Origin of the sequence: Carboxylicivirga caseinilyticus (assembly GCF_050589785.1) — a bacterium.
GTDB classification, from domain to species: domain Bacteria; phylum Bacteroidota; class Bacteroidia; order Bacteroidales; family Marinilabiliaceae; genus Carboxylicivirga; species Carboxylicivirga caseinilyticus.
This window is the reverse complement of sequence record NZ_JBNGOX010000005.1, coordinates 94,526-111,263: the sequence shown is the minus strand read 5'-3', so window position 1 is coordinate 111,263 and position 16,738 is coordinate 94,526. Positions and strand designations below refer to the sequence as shown.

General features: G+C 36.9%; 14 protein-coding genes. 9 read left to right on the top strand and 5 right to left on the bottom strand.

Annotated features, from left to right (window positions below; genetic code table 11):
* Nucleotides 1-223 precede the first annotated feature (223 nt).
* Complete coding sequence (locus tag ACRD62_RS04095) at nt 224-1,360, top strand: 4-phosphoerythronate dehydrogenase (protein ID WP_430818851.1); 1,137 nt, start codon at nt 224-226, stop codon at nt 1,358-1,360.
* A 253-nt stretch (nt 1,361-1,613) separates the two neighbouring features.
* On the opposite strand, the gene ACRD62_RS04090 is transcribed toward ACRD62_RS04095, so the two are convergent.
* Nucleotides 1,614-2,960: a cyclic 2,3-diphosphoglycerate synthase gene (locus ACRD62_RS04090; protein ID WP_430818850.1), complete on the bottom strand. Its 1,347-nt coding sequence runs from the start codon at nt 2,958-2,960 to the stop codon at nt 1,614-1,616.
* A gap of 241 nt (nt 2,961-3,201) precedes the next feature.
* On the opposite strand from ACRD62_RS04090, the gene ACRD62_RS04085 reads away from it, so the two are divergent.
* Nucleotides 3,202-3,789: an acyl carrier protein phosphodiesterase gene (locus ACRD62_RS04085; protein WP_430818849.1), complete on the top strand. Its 588-nt coding sequence runs from the start codon at nt 3,202-3,204 to the stop codon at nt 3,787-3,789.
* Here the strand turns inward: ACRD62_RS04085 and prmC are convergent.
* Complete coding sequence (gene prmC / locus ACRD62_RS04080; RefSeq protein WP_430818848.1) at nt 3,776-4,630, bottom strand: peptide chain release factor N(5)-glutamine methyltransferase; 855 nt, start codon at nt 4,628-4,630, stop codon at nt 3,776-3,778. The two genes, ACRD62_RS04085 and prmC, sit on opposite strands and share 14 nt — an antisense overlap.
* A gap of 36 nt (nt 4,631-4,666) precedes the next feature.
* On the opposite strand from prmC, the gene ribD reads away from it, so the two are divergent.
* A complete protein-coding gene (ribD, locus tag ACRD62_RS04075) occupies nt 4,667-5,728 on the top strand; it encodes a bifunctional diaminohydroxyphosphoribosylaminopyrimidine deaminase/5-amino-6-(5-phosphoribosylamino)uracil reductase RibD (RefSeq protein WP_430818847.1) in 1,062 nt (353 codons plus the stop codon).
* 40 nt (nt 5,729-5,768) lie between these two features.
* Nucleotides 5,769-7,232 carry a cardiolipin synthase gene (cls, locus tag ACRD62_RS04070; RefSeq protein WP_430818846.1) on the top strand — a complete coding sequence of 488 codons (1,464 nt, stop codon included), beginning with the start codon at nt 5,769-5,771 and terminating at the stop codon, nt 7,230-7,232.
* On the opposite strand, the gene ACRD62_RS04065 is transcribed toward cls, so the two are convergent.
* Nucleotides 7,227-8,000 carry an SDR family oxidoreductase gene (locus ACRD62_RS04065; RefSeq protein WP_430818845.1) on the bottom strand — a complete coding sequence of 258 codons (774 nt, stop codon included), beginning with the start codon at nt 7,998-8,000 and terminating at the stop codon, nt 7,227-7,229. The two genes, cls and ACRD62_RS04065, sit on opposite strands and share 6 nt — an antisense overlap.
* A gap of 59 nt (nt 8,001-8,059) precedes the next feature.
* Nucleotides 8,060-8,968: a gliding motility-associated ABC transporter ATP-binding subunit GldA gene (gldA, locus tag ACRD62_RS04060; RefSeq protein ID WP_430818844.1), complete on the bottom strand. Its 909-nt coding sequence runs from the start codon at nt 8,966-8,968 to the stop codon at nt 8,060-8,062.
* Between the two features lie 116 nt (nt 8,969-9,084).
* On the opposite strand from gldA, the gene ispG reads away from it, so the two are divergent.
* The 5 genes from ispG (at nt 9,085) to ACRD62_RS04035 (ending at nt 15,727) form a co-directional block, all read left to right on the top strand.
* Nucleotides 9,085-10,935: a (E)-4-hydroxy-3-methylbut-2-enyl-diphosphate synthase gene (ispG, locus tag ACRD62_RS04055; RefSeq protein WP_430818843.1), complete on the top strand. Its 1,851-nt coding sequence runs from the start codon at nt 9,085-9,087 to the stop codon at nt 10,933-10,935.
* A gap of 126 nt (nt 10,936-11,061) precedes the next feature.
* A complete protein-coding gene (locus ACRD62_RS04050) occupies nt 11,062-11,847 on the top strand; it encodes a hypothetical protein (RefSeq protein WP_430818841.1) in 786 nt (261 codons plus the stop codon).
* A gap of 166 nt (nt 11,848-12,013) precedes the next feature.
* Nucleotides 12,014-13,462 carry an asparagine--tRNA ligase gene (gene asnS / locus ACRD62_RS04045; RefSeq protein ID WP_430818840.1) on the top strand — a complete coding sequence of 483 codons (1,449 nt, stop codon included), beginning with the start codon at nt 12,014-12,016 and terminating at the stop codon, nt 13,460-13,462.
* 198 nt (nt 13,463-13,660) lie between these two features.
* On the top strand, nt 13,661-15,112 hold the full coding sequence (gene rpoN / locus ACRD62_RS04040; protein WP_430818839.1) for an RNA polymerase factor sigma-54: 1,452 nt from the start codon (nt 13,661-13,663) through the stop codon (nt 15,110-15,112).
* Between the two features lie 9 nt (nt 15,113-15,121).
* Nucleotides 15,122-15,727 carry a PAP2 family protein gene (locus tag ACRD62_RS04035; RefSeq protein WP_430818838.1) on the top strand — a complete coding sequence of 202 codons (606 nt, stop codon included), beginning with the start codon at nt 15,122-15,124 and terminating at the stop codon, nt 15,725-15,727.
* A gap of 6 nt (nt 15,728-15,733) precedes the next feature.
* Here the strand turns inward: ACRD62_RS04035 and ACRD62_RS04030 are convergent, their stop codons facing one another.
* Nucleotides 15,734-16,675: a serine/threonine protein kinase gene (locus ACRD62_RS04030; RefSeq protein ID WP_430818837.1), complete on the bottom strand. Its 942-nt coding sequence runs from the start codon at nt 16,673-16,675 to the stop codon at nt 15,734-15,736.
* Nucleotides 16,676-16,738 lie beyond the last annotated feature (63 nt).

Genomic DNA, 16,738 nt, shown 5'->3' with positions numbered 1-16,738 from the left:
TTCTGACTAATAGTAGAAGCACTTTAACAGCTTGTTTCTAAAGTTGTATAATCTCACAACAGTAGATCAGTCTTCAAACCGTTTGCAAAAGTACACATTTTTCACACGAACGTAAATTTTATGAGAGCTGTTTTTATTTCATTATGTAATTGTAAAACTTCTACTTATGGTTTTGATAATTCTGAGAAGCAAAAGATTAACTTTGTATTTATAAATTGAAAAGATGAAAATAGTAGCTGATGATAAAATCCCATTTCTGAAAGGGGTATTTGAAAATGTTTGTGAGATAGAATATTTACCAGGTGCGCAAATATCCAATGATATTTTAAAGGATGCCGATGCATTGATAACACGCACACGAACAAAGTGTAATGAAGAAAGTCTGAAAGGCACAAGTGTAAAAATGATTGCTTCTGCAACCATCGGGTATGATCACATTGATACTCAATGGTGTGAAGCGAACGGAATTAAGTGGACTAATTCGCCAGGTTGTAATGCTGAATCAGTAAAGCAATATATAGCTTCTGTTTTTGGAATGTTGGTGATTGAGAAAGGATGGATTTTAAAAGGTAAAAAGCTTGCTGTTGTAGGTGTTGGTAATGTAGGAGGAAGAATTGTTAAGCTGGCAGAGGCATTGGGAATGATCGTTTTTAAGGTTGATCCACCTCGTGAGAGAAAGGAAGATCAAGAAAAGTTCTATCGACTTAATGATATTATTGGCGAAATGGATATTATTACATTTCATACTCCACTTAACAGAGAAGGAGAAGACAAAACTTATCACCTTTGCGATTCGTTGCTTTTATCTAAAATGAAAGATACCGCCTTGGTAATAAATTCATCAAGGGGTGAAGTTGTTGATGGTGAAGCATTAAAAAAAGCGTTGGCTGAGGAGCAAATAGGAGCCGCAGTTTTAGATGTTTGGGAAAATGAACCTGCAATTGATAAGGAATTGATGAATTTGGTTTGGTTGGTTACCCCTCATATTGCTGGTTATTCATTGGATGGAAAGGCAAATGGAACCATGATGAGTGTTCAGGCAATTAGTAAGGAGTTTAATCTGGGTCTGGATAATTGGGAGCCTAATGATATACCTTTGCCCAAAAACGATAAACTTACAATTGATTGTAAATATTTGAATACTGAACAAGTTGTAGCCAATGCTTTTAATCAGACTTATACCATTAAAGAGGATGATATTAGGTTACGTATGAGAACCGATGAATTTGAAAAGCAAAGAGGTAATTATCCAATACGAAGAGAGTTTAAAGCTTTTAGTATTGATTTGCAAAATACATCGGATAAACCGGTTAAAATGCTTGAAAGTGTTGGTTTTGTAAATGTTAAGAAAATTAATTGACAGTTTTAAAGTCTTTGAAATTTGAAATTGAAAGAAAACAACATGTATTTAGCAATGATTTGTAGTTAAAAGGAAATATGATTTATAAATGCTTGATATTTAAATTTATAGGTATTAATTTTGAATTTCATGCAACAAAATAACCTGATTGAATCCCATCAAAAAAATGGCTCCTTCGCAACTGATAGGAGCCACTTTTTTTAAAAACTCCCCAATCCGGACGGAGTGAGGAGCCAATCAAAAATCCAAATAATTACAACTTCACTCCAGTAAGATGATGGTTTTTAATAAATTCTTTCAATTGATCTTTTAATGTAGGGAATCCTATTTCCTGCAAATCATAATGTACCCGGGTGTTAGGTTTATTTATTTTTACTACTCTGTTCAAATCAATGGGTGTTCCGATGATCACTGAATCACAAGGAACAGCATCAATTGTAGCCTGAAGATCTTTTACCTGTTCATCGCCATAGCCCATGGCAGGTAGAAGTGGTCCGATATTAGGATAGATCTTATAAGTCTCGGCTAGTTTTCCAACTACAAATGGTCGTGGATCGACTATTTCTGCTGCTCCGTATTTTTTTGCAGCAACAATTCCGGCTCCTAATTTCATTTCACCATGAGTAAGAGTCGGGCCATCTTCTACAACCAAAACTTTTTTGCCCTTAATGGCAGTAATATCATCCACTCTGATAGGTGATGCTCCATCTATAACAATCGCTTTGGGATTAGTTTTTTCAATATTACTTCTTAATTGATTAACATCTTCGGGAGAAGCACTGTCAATTTTATTAATGATAATAATGTCAGCCATCCGTAGATTAACTTCTCCCGGATAGTAACTTAGTTCGTGATTAACTCTATATGGATCAACAACTGTTATGCTTAAATCCGGTTGATAGAATGAAAAGTCATTGTTGCCTCCATCCCACAAAATTATATCACAGCCATCCGGATCATTTTCTGCTGCCCTAAGTATCGCTTCGTAATCGACTCCCGCATAAATTACATTTCCGCGAACAATGTGAGGCTCATACTCCTCCATTTCTTCAATCGTACATTTATGAAACTTTAAATCTTCGATGGTTGCAAAACGTTGAACTTTCTGCTTAACTAAATCGCCATATGGCATCGGATGGCGGATGGCTACGACCTTTAATCCTTCGTTCATCAGTATTTCAATGATCTTGCGCGAAGTCTGACTTTTACCGCAACCCGTTCTGGTAGCACAAACCGAAATCACTGGTTTGCTACTTTTAATCATTGTATCATTCGGTCCCAATAGCATGAATGATGCTCCTGCTGAATTAACCCTTGCAGATACTTCCATTACTCTTTTGTAAGGAACATCGCTGTATGAGAACACACAAATATTTACCTCATATTCAACAATCAACTTTTCTAAATCTTTCTCAGCGTAAATAGGGATTCCATCAGGGTATTTTCGGCCAGCTAATTCGGCCGGATATTTTCTACCTTCGATGTCTGGTATTTGAGCCGCTGTAAAGGCTACAACAGTGTATTCGTTGTTATGCCTGAAATAAGTGTTGAAGTTGTGGAAGTCTCTTCCGGCAGCTCCAATAATGATGACTCGTTTCATACGCGTTGTTTTAGGATGTGGGGCTATCCTCAACATTTATATGGGTATATTTGTAAACAGCCCCATACAATTTGTTAATTGGTTTGTTATATTTCAGATCGGTGTTCAAACGTTCTGATTATTCATTGCTTATCATAAATTTAAGTCTTCCTGAGCAAATAGTAAAGGCTGGCAATATGTTAAGAAACAGCTTTTTGGTTTTGAATAAAAAGGGCCGATTTATTACCTTTATTAGTTTTGTATGAATTTTTTAGCTCATTTATATCTTTCAGGAAATGATCCGTTGGTGCAGATTGGTAATTTTATTGGTGATCATGTTAAAGGCCGAAATTACCTGAGGTATGCTCCGGCCATACAGAAAGGTATTTTACTTCATAGAAAAATTGATTCTTTTACCGATACTCACCCAATTGTAAAACAAAGTGCTCGACGGCTGACAGAAAAGTACGGACGGTATTCAGGTATTGTAATTGATGTGTTTTACGATCATTATTTGGGAAAAAACTGGACCACATTTTCAGATGTTTCGTTGACTAAATTTGTATCGAAAGTGCATAAAAATTTGTTGAGCAATTATTTTAAATTACCGAAAGAAGTCAAAAGTTTTCTTCCTTTTATGGTGAAGAGCCGAAGATTGGAAACCTACGCCACTGTTGACGGTATCCATCGCAGTCTGCAGATCATGTCAAATTATTCATCTTTACCAGCACATGCAGATTGGGCAGTGGAGCAGATGAGGCTGTTTGACAATGAGTTTAATGATGAGTTTCTAAAGTTTTTTCAGGAAGTTAAAATGATGGCACACGAAGAGTTGGTTAAGCTAATGTAGCCTTCATCATTCTGGCTTTTCCCTGCAAATCCTTTCGGCATTCAATATTTGTATATCCCAGCGATTCTAAAAGTTCTTTCATTTCTTTTTCAAGATATTCGTTAATCTCAAAAAATAGTGAGCCATTTTTAGTCAATGCTTTCAAACTGAGCTTCGCAATGGCTCGATAAAACACTAAAGGATCATCATCTTCAACAAATAGGGCCAGGTGTGGTTCATGCTGAAGAACGTTGGCTTCCATCATTTCTTTTTCAAGATTTCGCACATAGGGTGGATTACTTACAATGCATGTAAAAGGAGTGCTGACAGATATTGCTTGCAACACATCAACTTTTTTAAAAGTAACTTCTAAGCCATGTCTGGTTGCATTGTCTTTTGCAATACTCAATGCATCATCTGAAATGTCCCATGCTTCAACTTGCGCATGATTCAGATTATTCTTTAAGGCAAGCGGAATACAGCCACTTCCGGTTCCGATATCCAAAATTCTTGATTTGTCAGCTTGGGGATCGTTTAAAATCCAATGAACCAGCTCTTCCGTTTCAGGGCGTGGTATTAAAACTCCTTTAGCAACTTTTAAATCTAAATCGTAAAACTCAGTATGGCCCAGAATGTATTGTAATGGTTCTGAATCAGCTAATCTGTCAGCTATTTGCTCTAGTAGATCTGTCTGTTCTTTATTAAAACATTCATCCTGAATGAGAAGTAACTGAGTTGAATTAACTTTTAATACATCCTGTAATATTAGCTTACTAAGTTGCATTATCTCGGTTTTAGGGTAGAGATTACGAAGTTTATCAGACAGTAAAGCTTTAAATTCTTGAATTCCTTTGAGAGCCATTTTTTGTATCTTGTGACGCAAATTTACAAAACCGCAATGAATACACTTTCACAACACGAGAAATATATGCAGCGTTGCTTGCAGCTTGCCCAATTGGCCGAAGGCCATACCTACTCAAATCCAATGGTTGGAAGTGTAATTGTTTATAATGGTCGAATAATAGGTGAAGGTTATCATCGAAAGGCAGGTGAACCTCATGCTGAAGTAAATGCAGTTAATTCTGTTAAAGATAAGACTCTTTTGAAAGAATCTACTTTGTATGTGAATCTTGAACCTTGTGCGCATTACGGAAAAACACCTCCCTGTTCTAAACTTATCATTGATGAAAAAATACCTCATGTGGTCATTGGTTGTATCGATGATTTTTCGGAAGTAGCAGGAAAAGGAGTTGAAATGATGGAAAAGGCCGGAGTTAAGGTGGAGTATGGAATACTTGAAAAAGAAAGTCGCGATTTAAATCGTCGTTTTTTCACTTATCACAACAAAAAAAAGCCATACGTAATTCTAAAATGGGCCCAGACTCTGGATGGTTTTATTGATATCGATCGTGAAAGTAATCTGTTTGGTCAACCAACATGGATTACCAATGAGTGGGCCCGTAAAGCTGTTCATAAGCAGCGAAGTACAGAGCAGGCAATATTGGTGGGGACCAATACTGCTTTAAAAGATAATCCATCACTAACTGTCAGAGACTGGGATGGTCCACAGCCTTTGAGAGTTGTGATTGACAGAAGATGTCAGCTCACTTCAGATTATCATTTATTGGATGGTTCCGCTCCAACAATTGTAATTAATTCTCTTAAAAATGAAATGGAGAATAATATAGAATACATTCAGGCTGATTTTGATAACCGTTTACCCGAACAGATTCTTCAAATCCTTTGGGAGAAAGGAATTCAATCAATAATTATTGAAGGTGGAAGGGCTACTCTAGATTCTTTTATCATGCATAATCTTTGGGATGAGGCCTATAAATACATTGGTAATACTTTTTTTGGAACTGGAATAAAAGCTCCTGTAATAAATGCAGATTGTATAGATCAAAAAGAATTTGGTGATAGTCGGTTGTTTGTGTATCGTAATAATATTGTATTTTAGCAGTAACCGTAAGGGTTTTATCCTAAATTAAAAGGTAAAGATGGATTTTGTCGATACCATATCACCAACCTTAATTACCATTGTGAAAGCGGCTTATTTTTTCACAATGCTGGTGATTATTGTGTTGATTATGCACGAAAACCGAAGCCCTCTAAAAGCGATTTCCTGGATTTTGGTTTTACTGCTTCTGCCGGGTTTGGGCATTATTTTTTATATTTTCTTCGGGCAGAACTTAAGGAAAGAAAAGATCATAGCCCGAAAAGGTCTAAAAAATCACGATTTACTTACTTCCATTGCCCATTCTCAGAGCCATAAGCTGGCCGAAGGTGAGATGAATGATCATCCAGAGCTGGGAAGAAACATGAAGTTGGTGCAGTTACTTCTGAATAATTCATCTTCTATTGTTACCATTGGTAACCGTGTTAAAGTGCTGAATAACGGGAGGGCTACATTCGATGCGATCATCGAGGCGCTAAAAAAAGCTAAGAAATTTATTCATCTTGAGTTTTATATTTTTGATCTTGATGCTATTGGTAATCAGATTCTTGAGATGCTTAAAGAAAAAGCCAGGGAAGGTGTTGAAGTTCGCTTTTTAGTAGACGATGTTGGGAGCTGGGAGCTGAAAAAAGATTTTTTTAAAGGTCTTCAGAAAGACGGGATTGAAGCATATAGCTTTTTACAGGTTCGTTTCCCAACCTTTACAGCAAAAGTAAATTATCGTAACCATCGAAAGATTGTGGTGGTGGATGGAGAGATCGGTTTTGTTGGCGGTTTAAATGTTGCTAACCGATACATCGAAGGTCATCCAAATTATGGCATATGGCGTGATATGCATTTGCAGGTGATGGGTGATGCTGTTAATGCCCTTCAAACTGTATTTCTGACTGATTGGTATTTTGTTAGCCAGAAAGATATTGCTGAACGGTTTTATTTTCCACCAAAGGAACCCATTGGCGATAAAGTAATGCAAATTGTTGCCAGCGGCCCCGATACTGATTGGCCGGGCATTATGATGGGATTGTATCAGGCCATTTCAATGGCTCAGAAATATGTTTATATCACAACGCCTTATTTCATGCCTTCCGAAAGTGTATTACTGGCTCTCAAAGCGGCTGCTTTAGGTGGTGTGGATGTGCGAATTTTGATTCCTGAAAAGAGTGATGCCTATTTTACAGCTTTATGCACCAAGTCATACATCAAAGAGATGTTGGAATCGGAGGTGAAATTTTATTATTATCAACCGGGTTTCCTTCATAGTAAAATGATGGTGGTTGACGACCAATTATGTGTGATTGGGACAGCTAACATGGATTTCAGAAGTTTTGAGCAGAACTTTGAGGTGAATGCTTTTATCTATAATGAAGATACAGCCAAAGAGGTGAAAGGATATTTTATGGATGATTTGATGGAGTCGAATAAAATTATTCTAAGCCAATGGATTAAACGACCTTTATGGCAAAAGACAAAGGAATCCTTTGCCCGATTATTTAGCCCTTTGTTATAAGGTTGATCGTACAGCCCCTCCTTCAATGGCATAAACCTGACCGGTAACGAACTCAGCTAAAGGCGACAGTAACCAGGTTGCCAAACTACCCAAGTATTCAGGATTACCAAATTGTTTGGCTGGGATGGCATCAATAAATTGTTGCTTCACCTTGTCAAAGTCATCACCTGTTACCTGACTTTTCTTTTCAATTAAACGATTGATGGCTGAGGTGTTATGAGAGCCCGGAGCAATCATGTTAAAGTTAATATTCTGACCACTGACTTCCTGCGAAACTGTTTTCATCATGCCCACCACCGCCAATCGCAATGAAGTACTGAGTACCAGGTTTTCGTAGGGTTGTTTAACTGATGAACTTTCGATAAAAACTATCCGGCCGTATTGCTTTTCTTTAAAATGAGGTAGTAGTTTATGGGTTAATTCTACTTTCCAGCGAAGCAAATTACGGTATGCTTCATCCCAATCCGAAAGACGGGTTTCTTCGAATGACATAGCCGGAGGGCCACCTGCATTTATCAAAACGCCTGATATATTTTCTTGTTTCGCCAAGTTAACAGCTGTATTTATCGTGTCGGAAGTTGTAATATTTCCGGCTAATGGGATAAAAGACTTTTTATACTTGGTATGTAACTGAATTAAACCTTCCTCTTTACGGGCAACACCTATAACTTTTGCTCCTTCATTCAGTAAAGCCTCAGTTGTTGCCTTGCCAAAACCGGCAGTACAACCACCAACCAGGAATGTTTGGTTTTTAATTCCTAAATCCATCGTTAAAGTTTCCCATTACTACAATCTGAGGATAGGGAAAGTTTAAGCAAGCATCTTTTTTATTGAGTAAGCTGATGAAATAACTCTTCCAGACCCATTTCCTTTCTTGACATACCCAGAATGATCAATTGGTTATCAACAGCAAACTGGAAAACAGTCGGGCGAATATCTGCTTTAGGATTGGATTTGATTTTGTAATGCGTAGAAGATGCTTTTTCAACAGACTGTACTCCTTCTAATTGAAGAAGCTTGTTGAGGTCACACTCTTTATTGAATTCTACATCAACAATTACTTCTGATTCTCCTTTTAGAGTATCAAGTTGCGAAGCCGGCGAATCAGCCACTATTTTGCCCCTGTTAAGAATAATCACCCGTTCACATATGGCCTCAACTTCCTGCATGATGTGCGTACTTAGCATTACAGTTTTTTCTTTGCCTATGTTGGTAATGAGGTTTCTGATTTCAAGTATCTGATTTGGATCCAGACCTGTTGTAGGTTCGTCAAGTATTAAAACCTCCGGGTTATGAATCAAAGCCTGAGCCAGACCAACCCTTTGCCGGTATCCTTTAGAGAGGCTGCCAATCACTTTGTGTTGTTCTCTTTCCAGGCCGGTGAGGTCAATCATCTCATTAACTCTCTCTTTGAGGTTTGGGAGTTTATAAACACCGCCAACCATTTGCAGATATTCTTTCACATACATATCCTGGTATAGTGGATTATGCTCCGGCAGATAACCAATTTTGCGTCGATAGTCTTTATTGATATTGCTATTATTCAGGCCACATACTTCAACACTACCTACTGATTGAGTAAGTAATCCGGTAATGATCTTCATCATGGTTGATTTACCGGCTCCGTTAGGTCCCAGAAAGCCAACGATTTCACCGCTTTTAATATTGAACGAAACCTGATCAAGTGCCTTTTGCTGGCCAAAATTTTTCGCAATACCTTTAACTACTATCGACATACTTTGTTATTTATTGGCAATAAAGTTATAAAAAAGTAATAAGCAAGTTAAAGCAATCCTTGATGCATTGTATTACTTTTGTGTTGCTGTTAAGTAAATGAGATAAATTTTCAATCATGTTGGAAGAACCAATCTATTGCGAAGACCTTTTTAATTATCATCGAAATCCAACTATAGAAGTAAAGGTTGGAAATACGACAATCGGAGGTGAGGCTCCCATCCGAATTCAGTCAATGACAACTACCAATACACTTGATACTGAAGGTACAGCCAGTCAGGTGATAAGTATTCTGGATGAAGGAGCTGATATTGTTCGTATTACCACTCAGGGTAGACGGGAAGCATATAATCTTGAGAATATTAAAAAGGTTTTGCTGGATAAGGGATATAATGCTCCTATTGTTGCCGATATTCATTTTAATCCTAATGCTGCTGAGATTGCTGCAGAAAAAGTAGAGAAGGTTCGTATCAATCCGGGTAATTTCGCAGGTGGTGCCAAAAAATTCAATCTGATTGATTATACCAACGAGGCTTACGACGAAGAGCTGGAATCAGCTAAATCTAAACTAAAGCCTTTTATCAGAATTTGTAAAGAGAATAATACAGCTATTCGTATCGGAACCAATCATGGCTCACTGTCCGATCGTATTATGAGCAGATATGGTGATACGCCACAAGGAATGGTGGAATCGTGTATGGAATATTTGCGCATGTGTCGCGAGCTTGATTTTAATGATATTGTATTGAGTATAAAAGCAAGCAATACACGAATTATGGTTCATACTGTACGATTACTGGTTGCCAGTATGAAAAAGGAAAAAATGAATTATCCTTTACATCTGGGAGTTACTGAGGCAGGCAGTGAAGATGAGGGACGCATTAAATCTGCTGTTGGGTCAGGTACTTTATTGGCCGATGGTTTGGGTGATACCATTCGTGTTTCGTTAACTGAAGATCCTGAGAAAGAAGTTCCGGTAGCTCAGAAATTGGTTAACTATATCATCCAACGAAAAGATCATGATTCAATTCCCGTTGGTATGGTGACATCCTTTACTCCTTATGAGTATAATAAAAGAAAGTCTCATGCAGTTTTGAATATTGGTGGTGAGAATGTAGCAGTTGTTGTTGGTGAAGCCGATAATGAAAAGCAAAAGGCAGACTATCTGTTGGTTGATGAGATTGATAAACCTGATAGCAGCAGGGCATATGTTATTCCCTACAAAAACTGGAAGCCGGAATTGGGAGATAATGTCTACCCGTTAGTGACTGCATTTGAGTTGAAAGAGTCAATTGAATCTGTGAAACCGGTTTTTGTGAAGCTTTCATTGTCCGAATTGGATCAACAAATTATTGAAAAATTAAAGAGCAATCAAAACATTATTGTATTAGCCTATTCGAACCATATAAACAGGCCTGTTGAACAACGAGCTTTGATATTTAAGATGGATGAACTTGGATTAACTCATCCGGTGGTATTAATGAATGATTACAGCGAGGATAACCTTGAAGATTTACAGATTAAATCTGCCGCTGATGCTGGATTGTTGTTACTGGATGGTTTTGTGGATGGGATAATGCTAAGTAATACGGGAGCTGTTTCTAAAAGCGAATTAACAAATATTTCATTTGGTATCCTTCAGGCTTCAAGGGTTAGATTTACCAAAACAGAATTCATTTCATGTCCCGGTTGTGGACGTACATTATTCTCGTTACAGGAAACTACCCGGAAGATTAAGAGTAAAACTTCTCATCTCAAGGGTTTAAAGATTGGTGTGATGGGGTGTATCGTAAATGGTGTTGGTGAAATGGCTGATGCTGATTATGGTTACATTGGCTCTGGTCCGGGAACGGTAAGTTTATTTAAAAACAGAGAACTGGTTAAAAGAAATTTACCTGGCGAACAAGCCGTTGATGAACTGATTGAATTGATAAAACAGAACGGAGATTGGGTTGATCCGGAGGGCTAAAATCTCTTTTTGTCAAAAAAAGAATATAAATAGTGGATTTTTTGCCTTATCTGAGAATGAAAATTTTGCAATGGTAATTATGTTTTTTAAATTGCTTTCCCAAAATAAATCTAGATCAAGCCTAGCATGAAAAAAATACTTTTTGCTTGTTTTGCGACTGTTGTTTCTTTAAGTAGCCTTTTTGCCGGTGAAATGGTATTGAATGGTACCTTTCAGGGCGAAAACTTATATGTAAAGAATCCTTTTGCAGCTTCCGGTGTTGGTTTTTGTGTTTACGAAGTAACAGTAAACGGGCAAACAACAACAGATGAAATTAACTCAAGTGCATTTGAGGTTGATTTAACGGTATACGAGTTTAGTATTGGCCAGCCTATCAGTGTTGGCATTAAGTACAAAGAAGATTGTGCACCTAAGGTATTAAATCCTGAAGTATTAAATGCAAGGGCTACTTTTGATGTTACCAATATCAATGTAACCGATGGTAAGATCAGCTGGACTTCTAAGAATGAAGCCGGATCATTACCATATGTTATCGAACAGTACCGTTGGAACAAATGGGTGAAAGTAGGTGAGATTAATGGTAAGGGAACTGCGACTGAAAGCAAGTATGAAGCAGAAGTGCGTCAGCATGCCGGTGAGAATAAGTTTAGAATAAAGCAAGTTGATTATCGTAAAAAGCCTCGTTATTCTGATGAGGTTACATTTATCTCAACTAAAGCTGAAGTTACTTTATCATCAAATAAGGTAGACGATGTATTGACTTTTACTGCTCCAACACTTTACGAAATTTATGATGAGTATGGAGGTATTGTATTTAAGGGTTATTCAGGAGAAGTTAATGTGGCTTCACTTGAAAAAGGTAAATACTATATCAATTACGACAATAAAATGGAACAGTTTACAAAGAAATAAAAGACCTTAGATAATAAATAGAGGTGGTCATTTTCTAATGGTCACCTTTTTTTATTACTAATTTGAAAGATATTTGATGTTTATTCTTGCATTTACCCATCAAGTTTACATACAATAAAAACAAATCATTAATTTTGCATTTCCTGAAATAATTTAAGAATACAATATGGAACAGATACGTCGTACTAAAATTACCGACCTGCTAAAAACTACAGAAACAGGTCAAATAGTTAATGTGAAAGGTTGGGTTAGAACCAAGCGAGGAAATAAGCAAGTTAATTTTGTTGCATTGAATGACGGTACATGTATCCATAATTTGCAAATAGTTGTTGATGTACCTAATTTTGATGAGTCTCAATTGAAAAGAATCACAACAGGAGCTGCTGTATCTATTAATGGAGAGGTATGTGCATCAACAGGTAGTGGACAGGCTGTTGAGGTTTTAGCTAAAGAAATTGAGGTAATGGGTGATTGTGATGTGGATAAATATCCGCTTCAACCTAAAAAGCATAGCCTTGAATTCTTACGTGAGATTGCTCACTTGCGTTTCCGTACAAACACTTTTGGTGCTATCGCTCGTGTACGTCATGCTATGATCTTTGCCGTTCATCAGTTTTTTACACAGAAAGGTTTTCTTAATATCCATACTCCGATTATTACAGCTTCAGATGCTGAAGGTGCAGGTGAGATGTTTAAAGTAACTACCCTTGATTTAGATAATCTGCCAAGAACGGAAGAAGGAGATATTAATTTTAAAGAAGATTTCTTTGGAAAAGCCACTAACCTAACTGTTTCAGGACAGTTAGAAGGAGAGTTGGCTGCTTTGGCGATGGGCGAAATTTATACTTTTGGGCCTACTTTCCGAGCCGAAAACTCAAATACTTCCCGTCACCTTGCCGAGTTCTGGATGATTGAACCGGAAATGGCTTTCTATGATTTGAACGATAATATGGATCTTGCTGAGGAATTCCTTAAGTTTCTGATCAAATATGCATTAGATAACTGTTTGGATGATCTCAAATTCTTAAGTAATCGATTACAGGAAGAGGAAAAAGGTAAAAAAGCTGAAGATAAAACCATGGAGTTAATCGAGAAGCTTGAATTTGTATTGTCTAATGATTTTATCCGTTTACCTTATACCGAAGCGATTGATATACTTAAAAATTCAAAACCGAATAAGAAAGGTAAATTTAAATATCCTATTGATGGATTTGGTAGTGATCTACAGTCTGAGCATGAACGTTACCTGGTTGAAAAGCATTTCAAAAAACCGGTTATCCTGACAGATTATCCTAAAGATATCAAAGCGTTCTATATGAAGCAAAATGAGGATGGTAAAACTGTTCGGGCAATGGATGTTTTATTCCCTCAGATTGGTGAAATTATTGGTGGTTCACAGCGTGAAGAAAACTATGATAAGCTTTATAACAGAATGACTGAAATGGAAATTCCGGCAGAAGAAATGTGGTGGTATCTTGATACCCGTCGTTTTGGTTCGGTAGTTCACAGTGGATTTGGATTAGGTTTTGAGCGTTTGATGTTATTTGTGACAGGAATGGGTAATATCAGAGATGTAATTCCGTTCCCACGTACACCTAAAACAGCAGAATTTTAAGATATTATGAGATGATATAGAAGCCGGTTATGAATAGCCGGCTTTTTTATTATGTAATTAATCGTTAAAAATAACAGGCCGACTGTCTGTTTTGAGGAATAAATTTTAATTTTGTTGATAGTTGTTCAGGGATTGTTCTATCTTCTGTAAAACGGAAAGTAAATTTCGTGCCAACTGAGTTGAATAAAGATTAAGGGGATGTTAAAACAGAATTTACAACAAAAGCTTCTTCAAAAGTTATCACCGCTTCAAATACAGGTGATAAAACTTCTTGAGATACCTACAGCTCAGCTTGAGCAACGTATTAAAAAGGAAATTGAAGAGAATCCTGTATTAGAGTTGGAGCGTGAACAACCTGCAGATCCTGATAGTGATGATCAGGATTATAAGGAGCCAGAAAATGAACGTGATGAAATGTCGATTGATGATTACATCACTGATGAGGATATTCCTGCTTATAAACTGCAACAAAGAAACTTCTCGAAGGATGATAAGCATGAAGATATTCCGTTCTCAAATGGAACCACTTTTCATGAACATCTGATTGCCCAGTTAGGGCTTCGCAGGCTTACTGAACGTCAGCATGAGATTGCCGAATATATTATTGGTAACATCGATGAGGATGGATACCTTCGTCGTGAAGTGGATGAGATTATTGATGACCTTGCTTTTGCTCAAAATATTGAGGTTGATGAACGAGAAGCTCTTGATGTTTTGGAGATTGTTCAGGACTTCGATCCGGCAGGAGTTGGTGCGAGGGATCTACAGGAATGTCTGTTGCTGCAAATCAGCAGAAAAGACAGAACCATTCCGGATGTAGAGAATGCTTTTCAGGTATTAAAATATCATTTCGAAGAATTTACTCGTAAACATTACGATAAAATAACAAAACGTCTTCATATTGATGAAGATGAGTTGAAGGATGCTTTGGCAGAAGTACTAAAGTTAAATCCTAAACCGGGCAGCTCATATAGCAATACCATGACCAAAACGGTTCAGCACATCATTCCTGATTTTATTCTGGATGTTGAGGATGAGAAATTTGAGCTTAGTCTGAATAACAGAAATGTGCCAGAATTGCGTATCAGTAATACGTATGCTGACATGCTTGAAGATTATAGTGCCAATAAGAAAAATCAAACCGAAGATAAGAAGAATGCTGTGATGTTTGTGAAGCAGAAACTTGATTCGGCCAAATGGTTTATTGATGCTATTAAGCAAAGGCAAAATACCTTATTAACTGTGATGGAAGCAATTCTTGAATATCAGAAAGAGTATTTTGTTGAAGGTGATGAAACCAAGATGAAGCCAATGATTTTAAAGGATATTGCAGATGTTACTAATCTGGATATCTCTACTATATCAAGAGTTTCGAACAGTAAATATATACAAACGCATTTTGGAATCTTCCCGCTTAAGTATTTCTTCTCCGAAGGTATGCAAACTGATACCGGAGAGGAAGTAAGTACTCGTGAAATCAAAAAGATTCTCGAAGAATGTATCGAGAATGAAGATAAGCGAAAGCCGTTGACAGATGATAAATTGGCCAGTATCTTGAAAGAAAAATCATATAATATTGCACGTCGTACCGTTGCAAAATACCGTGAACAGTTAGGTATTCCGGTGGCACGATTAAGAAAAGAGCTATAGCTGTCTGAAATGAAAGTTTTTTCCAGAGTAATCTCAACTATATTTCACCCTTTGTTAATCCCAACTATTGGGTTATTTCTCATTTTTAATGTAGGTGGACATTTTTCATACATGCCAATTGAGCATCAACGAATTGTCTATTTAATTGTGTTTTTAAGCACCTGCATTCTTCCATTAAGCTTAATTCCACTCTTTTTACTTTTAGGTGTGATCAAATCGGTTTATATGGAAGAACGGAAAGAGCGTTTATTACCTGTTGCCTTCACAGGTTTGTTTTATTTACTAGGTTATTATTTTCTTGTTCGATTTCCGGTTGTACCCTATTTTATAAAAGGTTTTATGCTGGCTACCCTGGTAACCATTATTGTTGCAATGGCAGTGACATTCTTTTGGAAGATTAGTATGCATATGATTGGGATTGGTGGTCTGGCAGGAGCCATGTTGGCATTATCCATGCGTTTTGGTCTGGATATATGGATTGTATTCTCTGCCGTTGTGCTCATTTCAGGATTTGTTGGAGGTGCAAGATTATACCTAAATGCACATACCCCGGCTCAGGTTCATACCGGATTTTTTCTCGGTTTTTTGATGGTATTCTGGGGAATATTGATGTAGATATAATTAGAAACCAAGACGTCTTAACATCTTATGCCACCACGAAGGATCATAATCCTTTATTAATTCAAGGTAATTGTTAAGTGCCGTAATCATCTCACCACACGATTGATATCTTTCGTTAATTCCTTTGGATAAAATATCATCAATGGTATCGTAATCAAGCATTCTTGGTGGTTTTGGGAAGGGTGATTTATATGAAGCTTTATGAATTATTTCAAAAAATTCATCTCTCATAGTTGGCCTTTTCTTAATTGGATAAGTTAACTGGAGATGTAATAACATTTCAGGATTACAGTCGCAATAAGGGGCACTACCTGCAATCATCTCGTATAACAGAATACCTATTGCCGAGATATCACTCGATGGTTTTAATAAATGCAATCTATTTAATAGTTGCTCAGGAGGGCTATAAATTAAAGTAAAACGGTTTCGCAGACCTTTCTCTACCGGAAAGCATAATGACTGCTCAAAATCGATAAGCAGGATATTTTCCGGCTTCCATTCAGATGGAGTTTCACTTTCTTTATGCTTAATGATGATATTAGCCGGTTTAAGATCAAGATGAAGAACATTCGACTGGTGAAGAAGATCAACGGTTTTTAATAACTCTATGGTTAGTTGAATAAAAAAGCGCTCACTTACTTTATGGTAAATCGATCTTGTATCAAGAATAGTTTTAAGGCTTGTTCCCTGATGATATTCACGAACAACATATAGATCGCCTGAATCATTTATTAATTCCAGTGTATTAGCTATTGAATGATGATGTATTTGTGAAAATCTTTCAAAAGATTCGAGATATCCATGGTTTTTATGTTTGGCTTTTTTGATCATTACCTTTCGGTTATCCGTCTTTCTCGATCCGATAAATAATCCATTTGATATTTGCTCTTCAATTTTATAGTTAGCTGAAAGAATCTTTAAGTCCATAGATTTATTTTTCATAAGCAATTAACTAAATGACCTACTTAAATCCAAATGAAGATTGTTTTAAAGATGAGTTATAAA